At 58.4% G+C, this 20,589-nt stretch carries 13 protein-coding genes and 3 rRNA genes (1 of these 16 cut by a window edge); 11 read left to right on the top strand and 5 right to left on the bottom strand.

All coding sequences use genetic code 11. The annotated features are described in order from the left end of the window. Positions 1-74 precede the first annotated feature (74 nt). From AC3Z8Y_RS00575 to AC3Z8Y_RS00550, 6 genes are all read left to right on the top strand, one after another. Complete coding sequence (locus AC3Z8Y_RS00575) at positions 75-1,427, top strand: TolC family outer membrane protein (RefSeq protein ID WP_490088016.1); 1,353 nt, start codon at positions 75-77, stop codon at positions 1,425-1,427. Positions 1,428-1,476: 49 nt separating this feature from the next. Beyond that, positions 1,477-3,630, top strand: a complete 2,154-nt coding sequence (locus AC3Z8Y_RS00570; RefSeq protein ID WP_490088015.1) for a type I secretion system permease/ATPase — start codon at positions 1,477-1,479, stop codon at positions 3,628-3,630. Then, positions 3,620-4,984, top strand: coding sequence for an HlyD family type I secretion periplasmic adaptor subunit (locus tag AC3Z8Y_RS00565; protein ID WP_490088014.1), 1,365 nt, complete (start codon positions 3,620-3,622; stop codon positions 4,982-4,984). Before AC3Z8Y_RS00570 ends, AC3Z8Y_RS00565 begins: the two co-directional genes overlap by 11 nt. A 290-nt stretch (positions 4,985-5,274) precedes the next feature. Beyond that, on the top strand, positions 5,275-6,165 hold the full coding sequence (locus AC3Z8Y_RS00560) for a TauD/TfdA dioxygenase family protein (RefSeq protein ID WP_490088013.1): 891 nt from the start codon (positions 5,275-5,277) through the stop codon (positions 6,163-6,165). A 112-nt stretch (positions 6,166-6,277) separates the two neighbouring features. Further along, positions 6,278-7,138, top strand: a complete 861-nt coding sequence (locus AC3Z8Y_RS00555; RefSeq protein WP_490088012.1) for an ABC transporter ATP-binding protein — start codon at positions 6,278-6,280, stop codon at positions 7,136-7,138. A 10-nt stretch (positions 7,139-7,148) separates the two neighbouring features. Then, complete coding sequence (locus AC3Z8Y_RS00550) at positions 7,149-7,997, top strand: ABC transporter permease (RefSeq protein ID WP_490088011.1); 849 nt, start codon at positions 7,149-7,151, stop codon at positions 7,995-7,997. A gap of 5 nt (positions 7,998-8,002) precedes the next feature. On the opposite strand, the gene lapD is transcribed toward AC3Z8Y_RS00550, so the two are convergent. Together lapD and lapG are read right to left on the bottom strand one after the other, a co-directional pair. Then, entirely contained in the window at positions 8,003-9,946 is a 1,944-nt protein-coding gene (lapD, locus tag AC3Z8Y_RS00545) for a cyclic di-GMP receptor LapD (RefSeq protein ID WP_490088010.1), read from the bottom strand. A gap of 12 nt (positions 9,947-9,958) precedes the next feature. Then, complete coding sequence (gene lapG / locus AC3Z8Y_RS00540; RefSeq protein ID WP_490088009.1) at positions 9,959-10,648, bottom strand: cysteine protease LapG; 690 nt, start codon at positions 10,646-10,648, stop codon at positions 9,959-9,961. Between the two features lie 308 nt (positions 10,649-10,956). Between lapG and AC3Z8Y_RS00535 the strand changes: the two genes are divergently transcribed. The 5 genes from AC3Z8Y_RS00535 to AC3Z8Y_RS00515 all read left to right on the top strand — a co-directional run bounded on the left by AC3Z8Y_RS00535 (position 10,957) and on the right by AC3Z8Y_RS00515 (position 17,940). Next, complete coding sequence (locus AC3Z8Y_RS00535; protein WP_490089906.1) at positions 10,957-11,649, top strand: GntR family transcriptional regulator; 693 nt, start codon at positions 10,957-10,959, stop codon at positions 11,647-11,649. A 652-nt stretch (positions 11,650-12,301) separates the two neighbouring features. Beyond that, positions 12,302-13,078 carry a DUF3050 domain-containing protein gene (locus tag AC3Z8Y_RS00530; protein WP_490088008.1) on the top strand — a complete coding sequence of 259 codons (777 nt, stop codon included), beginning with the start codon at positions 12,302-12,304 and terminating at the stop codon, positions 13,076-13,078. Next, a complete protein-coding gene (locus tag AC3Z8Y_RS00525; RefSeq protein ID WP_490088007.1) occupies positions 13,075-14,004 on the top strand; it encodes a diiron oxygenase in 930 nt (309 codons plus the stop codon). The genes AC3Z8Y_RS00530 and AC3Z8Y_RS00525 overlap by 4 nt, the downstream gene beginning before the upstream one ends. Before the next feature lie 15 nt (positions 14,005-14,019). After that, positions 14,020-17,436: an amino acid adenylation domain-containing protein gene (locus AC3Z8Y_RS00520; protein ID WP_490088006.1), complete on the top strand. Its 3,417-nt coding sequence runs from the start codon at positions 14,020-14,022 to the stop codon at positions 17,434-17,436. Positions 17,437-17,463: 27 nt separating this feature from the next. Then, entirely contained in the window at positions 17,464-17,940 is a 477-nt protein-coding gene (locus AC3Z8Y_RS00515) for an SRPBCC family protein (protein WP_490088005.1), read from the top strand. 60 nt (positions 17,941-18,000) lie between these two features. Here the strand turns inward: AC3Z8Y_RS00515 and rrf (AC3Z8Y_RS00510) are convergent. The 3 genes from rrf (AC3Z8Y_RS00510) to AC3Z8Y_RS00500 all read right to left on the bottom strand — a co-directional run. After that, positions 18,001-18,116: ribosomal RNA gene (gene rrf / locus AC3Z8Y_RS00510) — 5S ribosomal RNA — on the bottom strand. A gap of 105 nt (positions 18,117-18,221) precedes the next feature. Next, positions 18,222-18,337, bottom strand: a 5S ribosomal RNA gene (rrf, locus tag AC3Z8Y_RS00505). 125 nt (positions 18,338-18,462) lie between these two features. Beyond that, a 23S ribosomal RNA gene (locus AC3Z8Y_RS00500) occupies positions 18,463-20,589 on the bottom strand (it continues 761 nt past the right edge of the window).

Raw genomic sequence — 20,589 nt, 5'->3', positions numbered from 1 at the left:
GGTTGCCAATCTCGCGTGCTCCGACTCTCGGTCGTAGTTATTGTTTTCAAAGGATTTTTTGGGTAATCCTCACAATGCGTTCGTACATTTTCGCTCTGCTTCCCCTCGCCGTTGCCGCCAATTTCGCCCAGGCTGACACCCTGTCGGGTGCCATCCAGCACGCCCTTGAGGTCCATCCTGAAGTACAAGCTGGCGTCAATGCTCGGACGGCTGCTGACTACGCCGTTAAAGCCGCCAAGGGTGGCTACCTGCCACGTGTCGATGTTTTGGCGGGGTATGGTCGGGAGGGTACCGATAGCCCAACCACCCGCAACACAACGGGTGACGACAAGTTCGACGTACTGACGCGAGGCGAATCCAGCGTCCGTTTGCAACAAATGATCTTTGACGGTTTTGCGACGCAGAACGAAGTGGCACGTCAACAAGCCACCGCCAATTCTCGGGCATATTCGCTGCTGGGTACTTCCGAGCGCACCGCTTTGACCGTGGTTCAGGTTTACCTGGATGTGCTTACTCGTCGGGAATATGTTCGGCTGGCTGAAGAAAATCTGAAGAACCACGAACGAATTTTCGATCAGATCAAACTGCGCACTGCTCGCGGCATAGGCCGCAACGCAGACCTGGATCAAGCAGAAGCCCGTCTCGCTCAAGCACGCAATAATTTGCTGACCGAGCAGACCAACCTGGCCGACGCCACGACCAACTACTACAGCGCAGTGGGCCAGATGCCTGACCAACTGGAAATGCCCGCGCCGGTTGTAGACGGCATGCCCGGCAGCCTGGACCAGGCACGTGAGCAACTGGTTGCGGACAGCCCGGTACTGCGTTCTGCCGAAGCAGATATCGCTGCCACTGAAAAGCAGTACTCCTCTGCCCGCTCGTCGTTTTATCCGCGCTTCGATGCAGAACTGTCGCGCAGCGCCGATAACAACATCAGCGGCGAGGAAGGCCATTACAACGGCTGGTCGGCGATGGTACGCATGACCTTCAACCTGTACGCTGGCGGCGCGAACAAGGCAGACCTGGAATCCAAGTCCTACCTGTCGGGCCAGGCGCTGGATATCCGCAACAACGCACTGCGCCAGCTGAACGAAGAGCTTGGCCTGGCGTGGAACGCCTATAACAACGCCACTGCTCAGTTGCCGATCGCCCAGCAATACGTTGAACGTAACACCCGTGTGCGTACGGCTTACCAGTCGCAGTTCAGCCTTGGCGAGCGTACCCTGCTCGACCTGCTCGACAGCGAGAACGAAACCTTCACCGCTGCCCGCCGCCTGGCAGAGGTTCAGAACCTCAAGCTGTTCAGCCAGTACCGGATCAAGGCAGTGATGGGTCAGCTGCTGCGCAGCCAGGGCGTTGTGCCCCCGCTGGCATCGGTTGTGCAGCAGGACATCAAGCCGGAGGTTAAACTGCCCGGCATGAACTGATTCTTGACGGATCAGCCCTTCGTAACTTCGAAAAAACAGAGAGCGCAGCGTGGACTCAGAAGCCGGTCGAAATCTACCCAGTCATGATCCACGCAGTTTGCACGACGATCCGTTGCTGGACGGTTTGCTCTCGCTCTGTTACCTGCACCAGAAGCCGGCCAGCCGAGCCATGCTCACTACAGGCTTGCCGTTGCCAGACCAACGCCTTTCACCTGCCTTGCTTGCCCGCGCTGCTGCACGCGCCGGGCTGCAGGGCCGGTTGCTTACGCGCAAGCTGGAGCAGATTCCCGCCATCGCCATGCCTGTGCTGCTGTTGTTGAAAGACAACCGCAGCGCGGTGCTGGTGGGCTGGGAAGGCGACCAGGCCCGCCTGTTGCTGAGCGAAAGCGACGGTGGCGAAGTGAGTGTGAGCCGCGAGTTGCTGGAAGAGGATTACAGCGGCCGCGTGTTCTTCGCTCAGCCCCAGCACAAATTCGACGTAAGCCATGGCTCGCTGATTCCCCGAGCGAAGTCGTGGTTCAAAGACACCCTCAAGCGTTCCCGCTGGCTGTACATGGACGCCATCGCCGCCAGCCTGGTGATCAACCTGATCGCCATGGCCGCGCCGCTGTTTGTGATGAACGTGTACGACCGTGTAGTACCCAACCAGGCCACGGCCACGCTGTGGGTGCTGGCCGCCGGTATCACCGGCGCCTACCTGTTCGACCTGTTGCTCAAGGGGCTGCGCGGGCTGTGCCTGGACCTTGCCGGCAAGAAGACCGACCTGATCATCTCCGCCACGCTGTTCGAGCGCGTGGTGGGTATGGCCATGAAGATGCGCCCGGCCCGGGTAGGTAGTTATGCGCAGAACATTCATGAATTCCAGGGCATGCGGGACTTCCTCACCTCGCTTACCCTTACCAGCCTGATTGACCTGCCCTTTACGCTGCTGATCCTGCTGGTGATCGCGATCCTTGGCGGGAACCTTGTGTGGATTCCCGTTGTGGCCTTCCCGCTAGCACTCACCCTTGGCCATCTGCTGCAAAAGCCGCTGACCGCTACCCTTGAGCGCACCATGGCGCTAGCCTCGGAGCGCCAGTCCGCGCTGATCGAGACGCTGGCCGGGCTTGATGGCATCAAAGTGAACAACGCGGAAAGCGAGCGCCAATACCAGTGGGAGCAAACCATTGGCACGCTGAGCCGCCTGGAGTTGCGCGTAAAGGTGCTGTCCAGCCTGGCAATGAACCTCACCTTGATGATTCAGCAGCTGGCTGGCGTGGCGATGATCATCTTTGGCGTGTACCAGATCATTGATAACAACCTCAGCATGGGTGGCCTGATCGCCTGCTATATGCTCAACACCCGCGCCCTTGGCCCCCTGGCGCAACTGTCCGGCTTGCTCACGCGCTACCAGCAGACCAAAGTCACCATGGTGTCGGTCAACCAGATGATGGACCTGCCGCAGGAGCGCAACTTCGAAGAGCGCCCGCTTAGCCGGCCGGTTCTTCAGGGCGCGGTTGAGTTCCGCAACCTGGGCTTTACCTACCCTAACCAACAGAACGTTGCCCTGCGCAATATCAACCTCAGCATCCGCCCGGGCGAGAAGATCGGCATCATCGGCCGCAGCGGCTCGGGCAAAAGCTCGCTGGCCAAATTGATCGTGGGCCTGTACGAGGCCGATGAAGGCGCCCTGCTCATCGACGGCGTGGACATCCGCCAGATCGACGTGAGCGAGCTTCGCCACAACATCGGTTACGTCCCTCAGGACATCCAACTGCTGGCAGGTACCTTGCGCGATAACCTGGTGTCGGGCGCTCGTTACGTGGAAGACGAAATGGTGCTGCAAGCGGCGGAGCTTGCCGGTGTGCATGAATTCGCCCGGCTGCATCCGCAAGGCTATGAACTGCAGGTAGGCGAGCGGGGGCAGAACCTCTCTGGTGGCCAGCGGCAGAACGTGGCATTGGCCCGCGCCCTGTTGCTCAACCCCCAGATATTGCTGCTGGATGAACCTACCAGCGCCATGGACAACAGCGGTGAAGAACGCTTGAAGCAGCGGTTGCAGCCCTTCATTGGCGACAAGACCGTGGTACTGGTTACCCACCGCGCTTCGTTGCTGTCCCTGGTGGAGCGCCTGATCGTGATCGATCGGGGGCAGATTGTGGCGGACGGCCCGAAAGCCGCCGTGCTCGAAGCGCTGAAGAAGGGGCAAGTCAATGTCGCTTAAAGTAGACAAGGGCGGTATTGGCGCCTACTTCAAAGGCCGGGACAACTTGTCCGGCCAGCCTTTGCCTGAAGTGAACAAGGCGTTGATCGACGATGCGCCGCGTATCGTTCGCTTGACCATCTGGGGTGTGATTCTCTTCTTTGTGTTCCTTATCGGTTGGGCGCATTTTGCGATTATCGACGAGGTCACCAAGGGCGAAGGCAAGGCTATTCCGTCCTCGAAAATCCAGAAGGTGCAAAACCTGGAAGGCGGTATCGTCGCGCAGATTTATGTGAAGGAAGGCGAGATCGTAGAGCCAGGCGCGCCGCTGATTCGCCTGGACGATACCCGCTTCGCTTCCAATGTGGGCGAAACCGAGGCGGACCGTATCGGCATGGCGCTGCGCGTGGAGCGCTTGAGCGCCGAGGTGGACGACCGCCCGCTGAATATCCCGGCAGACCTGCGTAAGGCGGCGCCCAAGCAGGCCGGCGACGAGGAGCAGCTGTATCGCAGCCGTCGCCAGCAGCTTGCTGACGAGATCGGCGGCTTGCAGGCGCAACTGACGCAGAAGCAACAGGAACTGCGCGAGTTTGGTTCCAAACAGGAGCAGTACCGCAACAGCCTGAGCCTGCTGCGCCAGGAAATCGGCATGTCCGAACCATTGGTGAAGCAAGGCGCCGTATCGCCGGTGGAAGTGCTGCGCCTCAAGCGGTCCGAGGTGGAAACCCGCGGGCAGCTTGACGCTACTACGTTGGCTATCCCCCGCGCCCAGGCGGCGATTTCGGAAGTGCAGCGCAAGATCGACGAAACGCGCGGCAAGTTCCGCAGTGACGCCCTGACCCAACTGAACGAAGCCCGTACGGACCTGAGCAAGTACACCGCCACGGCCAAGGGGCTGGAGGATCGCGTAAGCCGTACCATGGTGTCCTCGCCAGTGCGCGGTATCATCAAGCAGGTACTGGTGAACACGGTGGGCGGCGTGATCCAGCCGGGCAGCGATATCGTGGAAATCGTTCCGCTGGATGATACCTTGATCGTGGAAGCGAAGATCCGCCCGCAGGATATCGCGTTCCTGCACCCCGGCCAGGAAGCGATGATCAAATTCACGGCTTACGACTACACCATTTATGGTGGGCTCAAGGGCCAACTGCAGCAGATTGGCGCGGACACCATCACCGATGAAGATAAAAAGCAGACGTACTACCTGATCCGCCTGCGCACCGACCGCAACCACCTCGGGCCGGATGACAAGCCATTGCTCATCATCCCGGGCATGGTTGCCTCGGTAGACATCATCACCGGCCACAAGAGCATCCTCAGCTACCTGCTCAAGCCAATCTTGCGGGCGCGGGCAGAGGCGCTGCACGAGCGGTAGTACCGGTTCCCGGGCTCCGCCTGCGCTGCGCCCAGTCCTACAGGGCCATCACTTGGCCCTGTAGCACGTTCACCCTGTGGGAAGTTGTCCCGGCCAGAACAGTTTTGGTCTATGAGAGGCAACGGTACTATCGTTATTCCGCAACAGTATTTAATCCCCAATTCTTATTCTTTTATATTGGCTCTCGCGTACCTGCCGGCCCACCGGCGCGCCGCACGAACAGAACGAACACGGTCGTCCCCCGTGAGTTTCTTGTACATGCGTGATCAGCGCATGCGTGGAGAGTCAATATGTCTTCGGCCCCTAACGCTGCCACCGTTTCCAACGGGCAGGCGTTCGAGATCCTTCCATTCGATGGCGCAGTTGGCGCCGAAATCATCGGCCTGGACCTTACCGGGCCGCTAAGCGATACCGACTTCGCCCGCATACATCGCGCCCATCTGGATTACCACGTGGTGGTGTTCCGTGATCAGCGTATTAAGCCGGAACAGCAGATCGCCTTCAGCCGCCGGTTTGGCCAATTGCAGATCCATGTGCTCAAGCAGTTCCTGCTGGCGGGCCATCCGGAAATCCTGATCGTTTCCAATATCATTGAGCAGGGCCACCCTATCGGGCTGGGCGATGCTGGCAAGTTCTGGCACTCCGACCTCTCTTATAAGCCCCTCCCAAGCCTGGGTTCCATGCTGCACGCCCAGGAACTGCCGAGCGAAGGCGGCGATACGCTGTTCGCTGACATGCACAAGGCGCTCGATACCCTGCCGGCCGAACTGCGCAAGGCGATCGAGGGCAAACAGGCAGCACACTCCTACACCGCGCGGTACAGCGAGCCGAAATTCGAAGGCGATTGGCGGCCCCGGTTGAGCCCCGAGCAGTTGGCCCAGGTGCAGGAGGTGATTCACCCTATCGTCCGTACCCATCCGGAAAACGGGCGCAAGGCACTGTTTGTAAGCGAGGGCTTTACCACCCGGATCGTAGGCGTGCCCGAGGCCGAGAGCCGGCAGATCCTGGAAGAGCTCTATCGCTACAGCGTGCTGCCTGAAAACATTTATCGCCACCAATGGCGGCCGCACGACATGGTCTTCTGGGATAACCGCTCGCTGATCCACCTGGCCGCCGGTTGCCCGAGCCACCTGCGGCGCAAGTTGTACCGCACCACTATCCAAGGTGACGCTCCCTTCTAAGGGCCTCCTTCGGCAAACCGCCTATCCGGCCACGCAGCCGCGTGGCCTGCCCCTCGGTTCTCCGCTCTACGGTTTCGAGACCGAGGGCGGCTGCTATCAGGTAGCTTGACCCATGACGCTCCCCGCCCCAGACCATTCGGCCCTCTCGCAACCCTTGCTGCCGGTGCCTTTGCTTACCGTGGACAAGGTGACCCTGGAATACAGAACGCCGAAACAGATCGTACGCGCCACGCATCAGGTGAGCTTTGAGGTCGACGCCACCGACCGATTCGTCTTGCTTGGGCCCTCGGGCTGCGGCAAAAGCTCCTTGCTCAAAGCCATTGCCGGCTTTCTGTCACCCGCCGAAGGCACTATCCGCCTGGCCGGGGAGCGCGTCACCGGGCCCGGGCCGGATCGCCTGGTGGTGTTCCAGGAATTCGACCAGCTACCGCCGTGGAAAACCGTGAAGCAGAACGTGATGTTTCCCCTGCTAGCCTCACGAGCCGCCAGCCGCGCCGAAGCCGAGGAACGCGCTGTGCATTACCTGAACAAGGTTGGGCTGGCCGCCTTTGCCGACGCGTACCCGCATACGTTATCGGGCGGTATGAAAGCGCGTGCTGCCATTGCCCGTGCCTTGGCCACACAACCGAAAATGCTTTTGATGGACGAGCCATTCGCGGCGCTGGATGCACTCACCCGCCGCAAGATGCAGGAGGAACTGCTCGAGCTGTGGGAAGAGGTGCGCTTCACGCTGTTGTTCGTCACCCATTCGATCGAAGAAGCGCTGGTTGTGGGCAACCGCATCTTGCTGTTATCGCCCCACCCGGGCCGTGTACGGGCTGAAGTCCATAGCCACCATTATGGCCTGCATAGCTTGGGCAGCGACGGCTTCCAGGCCTCTGCTCGCCGCATCCATGAGCTGTTGTTCAACGAGCAGCCGCATGCCCCCCGTGAACATGAGCCGGCTTTTACTGACATCCGTATTGCTTACTGAGGGGCACGCCATGAGACATGAATATGAAATCGTCCTCGCCCCGCTGGTGGACGTGCCGCTGGAGCGCAACCTTTCACTGCCGCGACGCTTATGGCAACAAGGTTGGCTTCGCAAGGCAGTCATCCTGTTGGTGATAGGCGCGCTATGGCAAGCCGCGGCGCTTTACACCAACAATGACCTGCTGCTGCCCAGCGTCACTCAAACAGCACGGGCCTTGGTTGAAGACACGGCCAGTGGTGAGCTGCCGGCCAAGGTAATGGTGTCGCTAGGTGTGCTGCTCAAAGGCTATGCGCTGGGGATCGCACTCGCATTCGTGCTCACTACCCTGGCGGTGACTACCCAGTTGGGCCGCGACCTGCTGAGCACCCTCACCTCAATGCTCAATCCGCTGCCCCCGATCGCCTTGCTGCCGTTGGCGTTGCTGTGGTTTGGCCTGGGCGAAAAGAGCCTGGTGTTTGTGCTGGTGCATTCGGTGCTCTGGCCCCTCGCGCTCAACACCTACTCAGGCTTCATGGGCGTGTCGGAAACCTTGCGCATGGCGGGCCGTAACTATGGCCTGCGCGGGCTACGGCTAGTGGCGCTGATCCTCATTCCTGCGGCATTGCCGTCGATTCTGTCAGGCCTGAAGATCGGCTGGGCCTTCGCCTGGCGCACCTTGATCGCCGCTGAGCTGGTATTCGGCGCTACCAATGGCAAGGGCGGCCTGGGTTGGTACATCTATCAGAACCGCAACGAATTGTTCACCGACAAGGTCTTCGCCGGGCTTGCCGTGGTGATCGTGATCGGCCTGGTGGTGGAGAACCTGGTGTTCAATACCCTGGAACGGCTCACGATCAAACGCTGGGGCATGGCGCGTTGAGCTGTTTATTGCCAGGGGCCGGGCTCGCCGATCAAGCGGCCCTGCACGCCTTCGATGCCCATCTCCCGGATCACCGCCAGCTCGCCTTCGGTTTCCACCCGCTCGGCAATAAGCGGCAGGTCGATGCTGTGCGCCGCCCGCTGGATGGCTTCGATAAACAGCCGCTTGTGGTTTTCCTGGTCGATTGCACGGATATAGCTGCCGTCCACTTTTAAATACGCCAGGCCCAGATGCGCCAGGTTGCCGATCATGCTGAAGCGGCCACCGAAGTGCTGCAGGGCCAGGCCAAACCCAAGCGCATGCAAGCGGCGCGTGACCTGCTCGAGCACTTGCTGCTCTGGCAACTGCTCCTCACCGATCTCGAAAATCAGCCGAGGGCCCAGGCTGGCGTGCTGGTTGAGCACATCGAAGATGCGATTCAACGCTTGGGGATCATCCAGCGTTGCGGCCGACAGGTTCAGGGCAAGTACGCCAGGCCGTGCCTGAAGGTGGGTAATCACCAGTTTGAGCATGGTCAGGTCGAGCCGGCTGGACCAGCCAAAGCGTTCGATCCACGGAAGGAACCGCCCCGCCGCCACCGCCTGCCCTTGGGCATCAAGGACTCGCGACAGCACCTTGTGATGCATCGGCGCGTTGTCGGCGGCATTGACCACCGGCTGGAAGAACAACTGCAAGCGTGACGATTGAAGCGCATCGTCCAGCAACCGGTGCCAGGCATGATGGTCGTCGCCGCCAGACTGCATCGCCTGTTGATCCAGGCACACCCAATGCTCTTCGCCCGCCCCTTCCGCCTGCGCCAGCGCCTGGTCGGCAAGCTTGAGCAGGTCGTGTGGCGCCTCGCCAGCTGTATAGGGCGCCAGGCCCATCCAGGCCACCGGGTAAACGTCCGACGCCGCGGTTTCATACAGGCTATGCAACGCAGTATCCAGCGCCTGGGCCAGCTGGCGGGCTTCTTCCAGCGTGAGCCCCGGCGCTAGCACGGAGAACTCTCCACCGCGGCTGCGGCAGATCAGATTGCTGGTTTCAGGGTGGCGAGCACAGTGGCGCACCAGCATTGCCGCTACTTCCTTGAGCAGGGCATCTGCTGCGGCAGCACCCTTGCGCAAGTTAAGCCCGGCCAGGTCATTTACCCGCAACAGCAACAAGTAGCCAGCGCCGTTCTCCTCGGCATGGCTTACACGGGCCTGCAGCTGCATATCGAAATAGCGGCGGTTGGCCAGGCCCGTCAGGGTGTCCTGATAGGACTCCACCCGCAGCCGCTCACTGCGCTCCGCCTGCTCGGTGAACAGCGCCTTGAGCTTTTCGACCATCTGGTTCATCGCTTGAACTACTCGACGCAATTCAGGCGTGCGCGGCAGTTCCGGCAGTACAAGAAATTCCCGACGCGCGATGGCATGGGATTGTTCAACCATGTAATCGAGCGGTCGCAACTGCCGCTTTAACAGCAGTGCGCCCAGCAAGCCACTGACCGCGCCGCACAGCAACAGCCAGCCCAGGCTACCCAAGGCGCTTTCCCATAGTTTTGCCAAGGCAAACATTGGATGGCTGACTACCTCTACTCGCGCGGCCTGTTGCCAGCCGCGGCTGACGATAGCGTCCCCACCCGCCGGCTCCAGGCCTATCAACCGAATGAACCATTGAGGCACACCGGTGCTGTCCGGTTCGGCGCTGCGCTCCACCATGGTTTTATTATCAGTCAGGTCTACTACCCGGATGCTCGAGTAGTAGCCGCTGTCGAAGATTGAAGTAACCATGAGCTCTACCATCGCCGGGTCGTCGATGTTTGGCGTAAGCGAGAGCGCCAACGCCGTGGCAGCATCCTGCGCATGCGACCGCAACTGATTCACGTATTGGGCGCGAGAACTCTCCAGGCTGACAGTAAAGCTCCCGCCGAACGCTACGATCAGGAACAGGCAGATGGCTATGAGTAATTGCTTGAACAGAGACATCAGGGCTCCTGATTATTCGGTAGGGTCGGCGGGAAAACCTTCCGCCGCCATTTTCTTCAGCAGGTCCTGCCAGCGAGACAGTCGCTTGGTATCACTGACCCGCTTGTTGCCACCCGCACCTGTCAGCCACAGCCCTTCTGCGTTGAAGGCATAGACCGGCAACAAGTCGGCCCGCTGGCTGGCGGGAAGTATTTCATCCATCAGGCTGTCGAGTACCAGCGGCATCGCGTCCGCGCTTGCGTAATAAGTGAGCACCATATGTGCACGGTTCTGGCGCAGCGCCTTGACGTACGTGATGCGTAGCTTGTCGCCCGAGACCCCAAGGCGACGCAGGCTGAAATATTTGGCGATGGCGTAATCTTCACAATCTCCGGCCCCCTTCCAGAGCGACTGGATCGGCGTGGCCCAATAGTCCACCTCCCGCCAGAGATCGATATCTTCCTGGTACTGCATCTGGTGATTGAAAAACAGATTCACCACCTTCAGTTGCTCGGCTTCCGGCACTTGGCGCTGGGTAGCCAGCAGCCGCTGCCAGGCATCGATACGCTGCTGCCCTGCACCCAAGGGCCCATACAGTGCCTGGGCTCGTCGGCTGATCAGCGAAAAATCCCAGTCGGCCTGCAGCAGGCCAAGCAAGCCGAAGCTCAGCGCCAGCGCCAGGCCAAGGCGGCGAAGCAGCAGCAAAGTTGCGGAACGAGCCATCACCACCACAGCCAGCCTGATGAACACTGGAAAGCATGGAATGGTGCGGGTAGAAACCGCAAAAAACAATGGCAACTTGCGATCACTTGAACGACCCTTACAAGGCCGCTGTCAATTAGCGGCATAACACCCTGAATGGCAATGATAAGTGCTGAAAAGCTGCTGCAAAGGACGTAAGCTCCGGTTCATCGCAACGGCGGGCGCAAGCTCGCCACAAATAATGCGGAATGTCTTTTGGCAGGGAGCTAAATCCGCTGAGACTTCGGTCGATAGCCTTTAGTGGTTTCACATTTATCAAGGTAGTCAAAGTGCCTAGAAAACCCAGCCCATTGAGCGTCGTGCTATCGGCCGAGCAGTTGGCTCCGCATCTTGCCCGGTCGATTATCGAAGAGCGGTTGCGCACCGCCATCCTGGACGGCAGCCTGCCAACGGGAACCGCGGTTCGTCAGCAAGAGCTCGCCACGCTGTTTGGCGTGAGCCGCATGCCCGTGCGCGAAGCCCTCCGCCAACTCGAGGCCCAAGGGCTTTTGGCGGTTGAACAGCACAAGGGGGCCGTAGTTGCCCCGGTGATTTCCTGGGATGCAACGGAAACCTATGAGTTGCGGATACTGCTCGAATCCGAGGCACTGCGCCTTTCTGTTCCGGAGCTTACCGAAACGGAATTGAGCGAGGCTGATCGCTTGGTTGATCAAATGGAAGCCGAAACCGATTATTCGGTGATGGGGGAGTTGAACAAGCAGTTTCACTTGGCACTCTACGCCAAGGTCCGCAACCGTCGACTGTTGAAGCTGGTGGAAACAGGCCTGGATGAAGAAGAACGCTTTTTGCGTTTCAACCTGAAGGCGATGGGCTTGGGTAAGGTGTCCCAGGATGATCACCGCGAGCTGATCGCGGCGGCTCGCCAAGGCAATGTAAACCTGGCCGTCGAACTGCTTACTGCACACCTGCAACGCGGTATAGAAGCCATTACGCGCTACCTCCAAAGCAATCCCCAGAAGTAACCGAAGCGCCGGCCAACCGGCGCGCACCCTCCTTTGGCATTAACCCTTCCTCCGCTCCTCTCTTGGCCACAAGCGCCGAGGGGAGTCTTGGCTCGCGCTTTTTTTGGCGTCTCGGCCAGCCCGACGCGTGACCAACCATGGCATTAGCCACGCAAAGCGCACACTCTTGGCTTTGGATCAGCATGGGCCTTTTCTGAAGGTACCGGCAACAAGGACGGGAGGATCGCTAATGGCCGGGATGTAAGGCCGACTACAAAGAAATCATTCTTGAATACCTCATCACATGCGTACCGCGCCATTAAAGCGCACTACTTTATTTTGATCATATTTGATCGAAAGGAGCAGCCTTACGCCTGCTAAAACTTTACTTAAAGTTTTAACAGGTTAACTCACGCCAAAAAAGTCAGCCAATCAATTTAAACATAAATAACTTGCAAAGTGCTTTTTCCCTGGACTAAGTTAATTACGCCAACGCGGATCCATTTAGCGGCCGTTGTAAGCGTGCGATAAGCCTTGCTGTCGCATGAGGCACTGCTTCGCTCGATGAAACTCACCGCTCGCTGGAACGCCCCGTTCCAGAGGCTTCGGCTTCGCTTTGCCCGAAACTTCTGATGGCGGTGGCGAATTACATTTATCGAAATGGAGATCTATCATGCAATATTTGGAAGACTTGTTGTTGAGTCGTAAGGAAGCGCTAGGTCGTCACCCGATATTCTCGGAAATAACAACCCTCGAAGACCTCCGCCAGTTCATGCAAACCCATGTTTATGCGGTGTGGGACTTCATGTCATTGACCAAACGATTGCAGATCGAGTTAACCTCGGTTTCGCTGCCATGGCTCCCCCCGAAAGATCCTGCCTCGGCTCGACTGATCAACGATATTGTTCTTGGCGAAGAGTCAGATCAGCGTGTGAGTGGCGGGCACTACAGCCATTTCGAACTCTATCTGGATGCCATGCGTGAAGTAGGTGCCGATACGGCCCCCATCGAACGCTTTGTAGCGTTGCAGCGGGAGGGGGTTGGGTACCAGGCCGCCTTGAAAACGGTCGGCGCAAACGACGCTGCCCTTCACTTTGTAGGCCATACCCTGGAGATCGCCTGCCAGGCGCCCGCTCATCAGGTTGCCGCAGCGTTCCTGCACGGGCGTGAAAGTGTGATCCCTGCGATGTTCCAGCAGTTGCTGGACGACCTGGGTGTCTCCAACGGCCAGGCCCCCACTTTCCGGTATTACCTGCAGCGGCATATCGACGTCGACAGCGACGACCACGGGCCGGCTGCCGAGCAGCTATTGCAGCGTTTGACCGGCAACGACCTGATACTGCGAAGAGAGGTATTGCAGGCGGCCATTGCTGCCGTAGAAAGTCGTCTCGCGTTCTGGGACCGCCTTCGCGATTACTTGAGGCAGGCGCGTGAGGGGGCATTGGCATGAACGCTCTCAGCTATGTGTCCTTTGCCGACCAATGGGAGCGGCGCGCCACTATCAGAACGCGACCCCGGCGCACGCTTGAAGCCGATGACCGGCTGATCTACCCCTTGAGCCGGCAGCCCATGGCAATCAGCGCGATATTGCAAGAGGCCTGCCCCGAGCAGCGGGATTTCGTGCTGGTACAGACGCTCTACAAGTTCATCAACGATATCGTGATCTTCGAAACCGAAATCGTCGACAAGACCGCTCGTAGCATCGCCAAGGGACGGTTTGGTCTCACATTCCCACTCCCCTGCCGTTATGACGCCATGACCGTCGTGGTGGACGAGGACTACCACGCCTTGGTAGCGATGGACTTTCTGCAGCAGACCATCGCGAGTACCGGTATTGCGCCGATCGAGATGCCTGATGAGATCGAGCTCAGCCGAGCCATTCCCGCCGCCATGTCCAGGGCCCCGCAGCGGTTACAACCGGCCATGGAGCTTATCTGCGTTGCGATAGCCGAAAACACGGTCACCAACGACGTGGCGGCGTTTGCCAAGGACGACACCGTTAAACCATCGATCAAGGGCTTGATGGCCGATCATTTGGCCGATGAGGGCCGCCATTCCAGCTTCTGGACTGACCTTACCCGGCTGTATTGGAGCAGCGCTGGCGAAGATGACCGGGAAGCCATCTCACGGTGCCTGCCGACCTTCATTGAGCACTACCTCACCAATGACATCCAGAAGGCGTTCGATCTGCGCCTTATCGATGCGTTGCCTGTACCGGCGCAGGTCGCGGCCGCGCTTCGACAGGAGGTACTCAGCCTGGCTTTCCCTATCGGGCCACAGCACCCCCTGGTGCAGAACATCGTCAGGTTTTTCAAGCGCGCCGGCTTGCTCGAGACCCCCTGCGTACAGGCTGCCCTCGCACCTTATCTGCCCTGATAGCTGGAGATATCCATGAAACGGTTAACCATCTGGCTGCTGGGCCGCAGCGAGCTATTACAGGCGTTGAATGAAGAGCTGAACGGCTTCGGTCATCAATGCCTGACACAGGCGGCTCCAGTACACACCTTGCCTTCACTCCCTCTGGATCTGGTGATCGAGGACGGTAGCGTACCCTTCGCCAGTGCGCACAGGCGCGACCTGGGGCAAGCGGTACAGATTTCACTGAAAGTGTGCATCGGGAGCGACGATGCCTACGGGTTACCAGAGGTCGCACTGGCCGCCTCGCTCGGAGAGCAAGGGCTTATGTATTGCCAGGCAAGCGTTGAGCACGGCGGCAATGGACGGACCCTGCACGAACAAGCCTTGGCATGCTGGGTAGCAGAGTTGGCCGAGGTAGTGGGAGAGTACGCTCGCGACGAGGCGGCCTTTGCGGCGCGAGGAATATCCCACGCATGGTCGCGCGCTTCGATGGATCTACGCGCCTTCGATGCCATTGCCTACCGCCACCAGGGCAACGCAACCGCAGCGCCGGAACTCCTGAGCGTGGCGGAGCAGACGCTGGCTCAGCGATTGGATAACGCGGTCACCTGTTACAACTCCCTGACGGCGCTGCGCTGCAACGGCCAGGCCTGGACCTACGCTGAGCTACGCGCTGCCGCCGAGCCGGTTCGTCACTACGTATCAAGCCTGAACACCTTGGCGCAGCCCACGGTGGTTGGCGTATGCATGGCCAAAAGCCCGGAGTTGTTCGCTTGCGTGTTAGGTATTGTTCTCGCCGGCGGGGTTTATCTACCGCTCGAGCCTGCCCATCCGATAGAGCGCCGCAGGTACATCCTGGAAAACAGCGGCGCACAGGTACTTTTTCAGCCCGATGATGAACCAGCACTGCTGGGAAGTTGGCAGCGCCAAGACCCGCGTCGCCTTCCAAAAGTGCCTTACCTGTTCGCTACTCCACCGTCAAAAGCCGACGCTCCCTGTATGGCGCTTTATACATCCGGTACCACCGGCCAGCCGAAGGGGGTATTGCTCAGCCAGCGGAACCTGAGCCACTTTACGGCGTGGTATGCGAGTTACGTGCAGCTTGATGAAGCTTCCCGGGTGCTTCAGTTCTCCACCCTCAGCTTCGATTCGGCGACCATTGATATCTTCCCTACCTGGTTAAGTGGCGCAACGCTAATCGTCGCAAGCGATGACGAACGCCGCGACCCGGCGCTGTTGACCGCCATGATTACCCGGGAAGCGGTTACACATGGTTTTATCCCGCCCGCAATGCTCAGCATCCTTGCTCTGGATGAATTAGCGCAGGTGCAGTGCATTGCCACAGGCGGTGATGTGTGTGAACCCTGGGTAATTGATAGCCTCGCCGATCGGTGCCGCTTCCTCAACCTTTACGGACCTACCGAGGCGACGGTACTGGTCACGGCCAACCAGTTCCTTCCAGGTTGCTCGAATCGCTTGCTGGGCTGGCCTATCGCTAACAGCCAGGTATGGCTGTTGGGGGAAGACGGAAAGCCGGCACGCAACAACGAAGTTGGCGAGCTGCACATAATCGGCCCTGGGGTGGGCCTCGGCTACATCGAAAATCCCACCCAGACCCTCGAACGTTATGTGCAGATTCAGTTGCCTGATGGCGATTGCGTACGCGCTTATCGAACCGGCGATCTTGGACGTTGGGGCGCGGACGGGCTCGAGTTGGTAGGCCGGAAAGACAATCAGGTAAAAATCCGGGGGTTCCGGGTTGAACCCGAGGAAATCGAATATTGCCTGCGAGAAGCCCGGCTTTTCGAGCAAGTCGCGGTCATCATCGATGAGCGTCGACGGATCCTTGCATTCGTAGCTCGCCCGCTTTCGCCTGATCTCTCGGGGGATGCTGCTATCCGGGACTACGTGGCCGCTCACCTGCCGGCCTACATGCATCCGGCCCACTACATTGAGTTATCCACACTTCCCGCAGCTGCTAATGGAAAAGTAGACCGCCAGGCACTGTGCGCCCTTCCCGTTCCTTTTGCCGCTACTGAAGCAGCTGTGCCGCTTACCGAATGCCAGACGGTGCTTCAGGGCCTGTGGGCAGAACTGCTGGAACTTGCACCCGAGGAGATATCCACAAGCGAAAGTTTCTTCAACCTCGGCGGTCATTCCATTCTGCTCTCGAAAATGTTGCTCGGGCTGAGAGAGCGGTTTGACCGTAGCGTCTCCATCAACCGCTTTATAGAGCTGCCTACCATTGAACGCCTTGAGCAGCTTCTGCAGGCGGAACAGGGCAATACCGCAGGCCTTGTTGCTCCAAAAGCACTACGGGACGCCGAGCGCGCGATCGACGTTAACCCCCTACCCCTTTCCCAAATGGGAGACGTGCATAAGGTCATTGTCACCGGTGCGAACAGTTTCGTCGGTGTGCACATCGTAGCGGCGTTGCTTGACTGGGGGGCCAGCGAAGTGGCCTGCCTTGTACGTGCATCAAGTACGGAAAGCGCCCGGCAGCGGTTCGCTGGGGCGCTTGTGGATAACAGGCTGGAGGTGGATCAATCCCGGATAAAAGTATTTGCCGCAGACTTGACCCAGCCCCTGTTTGGATTGAGTGGAGCTGAGCATAGGTATCTGGACGACCATTACGGCTCACTTATCCACAACGCTGCCAATGTGAATCACGTACTGGATTACGCGTCGCTGGTGCCCGATAACGTTGAACCGTTGTTTGAGCTATTGAGATTCTGCGAGGGTCGCCGCAAGAAGATTCTCAATTTTGTGTCCACACTCTCCGCCTGCAGCGCTGTGGATAACAACGGTGACGTGCTTGAAACCGGCGCTACTGAAACGCCGCCGATCTATATCCGCAATGGCTACAACCTGAGCAAGTGGGTCGGTGAACGGCTATTGGGCCGCGCGAGCGCCTTGGGATGCTTCGTGAACATATTCCGCCCGGGGAATATCAGCTTCAACAGCTCTACTGGTGTATGCCAGCCCCACAAGAATCGACTGATGCTGATGCTCAAGGGCTCGCTCCAGCTCGCCGCAGTTCCAGCGTTGGATATGAGCTTCGACCTTATGCCGGTGGACTTTCTGGCGAAGCTTATCGCCTTTCAAAGTAGCCGCTACGAACCAGGCGCCGCCGTTTTCAATCTGCACAACCCCCAGCCTTTGAGCTGGACAGACTACGTCGCTTCTTTTGGGGCACTCGGGCACAACTTCGATCTGGTTCCGATCACCACCTGGCAAGCAAGGCTGCGGGAGGTGGACAAAGACAACGCGCTGTTTGGCGTTCTCGGGTTCTACCTCAATGGCTTCGAGGAGGACATCGGCGACATTTCCCGCATCCATCATTCCAGCGCCGCTGCAGCAGTAACCCGAATGGGCGACCAATACCCCGTGAAGAACGCAGCGCTACTGGCATCTGGCACTACCTACCTTCGGTCCATCGGCTTCATCTAACCAAACCGCTAAACAGGAGCAGCAACCATGAATCACTTACAGCCAGACACTCGTATCCATAACCCTGCCGGCGTACGCATTCAATCCGCAGTAGACGTATTTGCACCTGCTGCGCAGACGTGGGCCCTGATTGGTAACTTTGGCGGGTTTGAACGTTTCATACCCGCGCTGGAATGCATACAGGTCACAGGCACTGGAGAGGGTCAGGTCCGAAACAAGACGTTCAAGGACGGCAATTTCGCCATTGAACAATTGAACACTTACGATGCGGTGGGGATGAGCATGACCTGGACCCTTATCCATACCTCGCTTCCCGTAGGTAACCTCTGGGCTGCTATGCAGGTCGAAGCTTTGGACGAGACCCGCTCCAGGGCAGTATGGACAATCCAGGCCGAGCCGTTGTCGTACGGGGACTTGCAGGATACAGAGGCCTTCAGGGGCTTTCTGCAGGCCTTCGCGGATGGCGCAATGGCTGAAGCTGCGCGGGTGTTAAACGCAGCGTAAGGTATCCCCGAAAGACAAAAGCCCTGGTCGCGTGAGCGGCCAGGGCTTTTGGTGTTTGAATCTTGACGATGACCTACTCTCACATGGGGAAACCCCACACTACCATCGGCGATGCATCGTTTCACTGCTGAGTTCGGGATGGGATCAGGTGGTTCCAATGCTCTGTGGTCGTCAAGAAATTCGGTAGCCGAGTCGCCAGAGGCGCATCGGCAAAATTCTTGGTACTTCTACTTATAGACAAAACCCCCGATCGCAGGGCGATCAGGGGTTCTGGGTTTGAATCTTGACGATGACCTACTCTCACATGGGGAAACCCCACACTACCATCGGCGATGCATCGTTTCACTACTGAGTTCGGGATGGGATCAGGTGGTTCCAATGCTCTATGGTCGTCAAGAAATTCGGTAGCGGCCCCGTTTGCACGCGGTCGCGAATCTGGGTATGTGATGTTTGTGATGTCGCCAATTTTCGGTGTGTCTTCACCGCCGCGCTCTGTGCTTACACAGATTGCTTGGGTGTTATATGGTCAAGCCTCACGGGCAATTAGTATGGGTTAGCTCAACGCCTCACAGCGCTTACACACCCCACCTATCAACGTCGTAGTCTTCGACGGCCCTTCAGGGAGCTCAAGGCTCCAGTGAGATCTCATCTTGAGGCAAGTTTCCCGCTTAGATGCTTTCAGCGGTTATCTCTTCCGAACATAGCTACCCGGCAATGCCACTGGCGTGACAACCGGAACACCAGAGGTTCGTCCACTCCGGTCCTCTCGTACTAGGAGCAGCCCCTCTCAAATCTCAAACGTCCACGGCAGATAGGGACCGAACTGTCTCACGACGTTCTAAACCCAGCTCGCGTACCACTTTAAATGGCGAACAGCCATACCCTTGGGACCGGCTTCAGCCCCAGGATGTGATGAGCCGACATCGAGGTGCCAAACACCGCCGTCGATATGAACTCTTGGGCGGTATCAGCCTGTTATCCCCGGAGTACCTTTTATCCGTTGAGCGATGGCCCTTCCATACAGAACCACCGGATCACTAAGACCTACTTTCGTACCTGCTCGACGTGTCTGTCTCGCAGTCAAGCGCGCTTTTGCCTTTATACTCTACGACCGATTTCCGACCGGTCTGAGCGCACCTTCGTACTCCTCCGTTACTCTTTGGGAGGAGACCGCCCCAGTCAAACTACCCACCATACACTGTCCTCGATCCGGATAACGGACCTGAGTTAGAACCTCAAGGTTGCCAGGGTGGTATTTCAAGGATGGCTCCACGCAGACTGGCGTCCACGCTTCATAGCCTCCCACCTATCCTACACAAGCAAGCTCAAAGTCCAGTGCAAAGCTATAGTAAAGGTTCACGGGGTCTTTCCGTCTAGCCGCGGATACACTGCATCTTCACAGCGATTTCAATTTCACTGAGTCTCGGGTGGAGACAGCGCCGCCATCGTTACGCCATTCGTGCAGGTCGGAACTTACCCGACAAGGAATTTCGCTACCTTAGGACCGTTATAGTTACGGCCGCCGTTTACCGGGGCTTCGATCAAGAGCTTCGCTTGCGCTAACCCCATCAATTAACCTTCCGGCACCGGGCAGGCGTCACACCCTATACGTCCACTTTCGTGTTTGCAGAGTGCTGTGTTTTTAATAAACAGTCGCAGCGGCCTGGTATCTTCGACCGGCAAAAGCTTACGGGGCAAGCCCTTCACCTTCGCCGGCGCACCTTCTCCCGAAGTTACGGTGCCATTTTGCCTAGTTCCTTCACCCGAGTTCTCTCAAGCGCCTTGGTATTCTCTACCCAACCACCTGTGTCGGTTTGGGGTACGGTTCCTGGTTACCTGAAGCTTAGAAGCTTTTCCTGGAAGCATGGCATCGACCACTTCATGCCCGAAGGCACTCGTCATCAGCTCTCGGCCTAAGGATCCCGGATTTACCTAAGATCCCAGCCTACCACCTTAAACCTGGACAACCAACGCCAGGCTGGCCTAGCCTTCTCCGTCCCTCCATCGCAGTAACCAGAAGTACAGGAATATTAACCTGTTTTCCATCGACTACGCTTTTCAGCCTCGCCTTAGGGACCGACTAACCCTGCGTCGATTAACGTTGCGCAGGAAACCTTGGTTTTTCGGCGTGCGAGTTTTTCACTCGCATTGTCGTTACTCATGTCAGCATTCGCACTTCTGATACCTCCAGCCAGCTTCTCAACTGACCTTCACAGGCTTACAGAACGCTCCTCTACCGCGTCACTTGCGTGACACCCGTAGCTTCGGTGTATGGTTTGAGCCCCGTTACATCTTCCGCGCAGGCCGACTCGACTAGTGAGCTATTACGCTTTCTTTAAAGGGTGGCTGCTTCTAAGCCAACCTCCTAGCTGTCTAAGCCTTCCCACATCGTTTCCCACTTAACCATAACTTTGGGACCTTAGCTGACGGTCTGGGTTGTTTCCCTTTTCACGACGGACGTTAGCACCCGCCGTGTGTCTCCCATGCTCGGCACTTGTAGGTATTCGGAGTTTGCATCGGTTTGGTAAGTCGGGATGACCCCCTAGCCGAAACAGTGCTCTACCCCCTACAGTGATACATGAGGCGCTACCTAAATAGCTTTCGAGGAGAACCAGCTATCTCCGAGCTTGATTAGCCTTTCACTCCGAT

The sequence above is a fragment of the Pseudomonas sp. 3MAES_34.3B genome (assembly GCF_058145875.1).
Note: the sequence above shows the minus strand (reverse complement) of the source record. Positions and strands in the feature narration are given on the sequence as shown.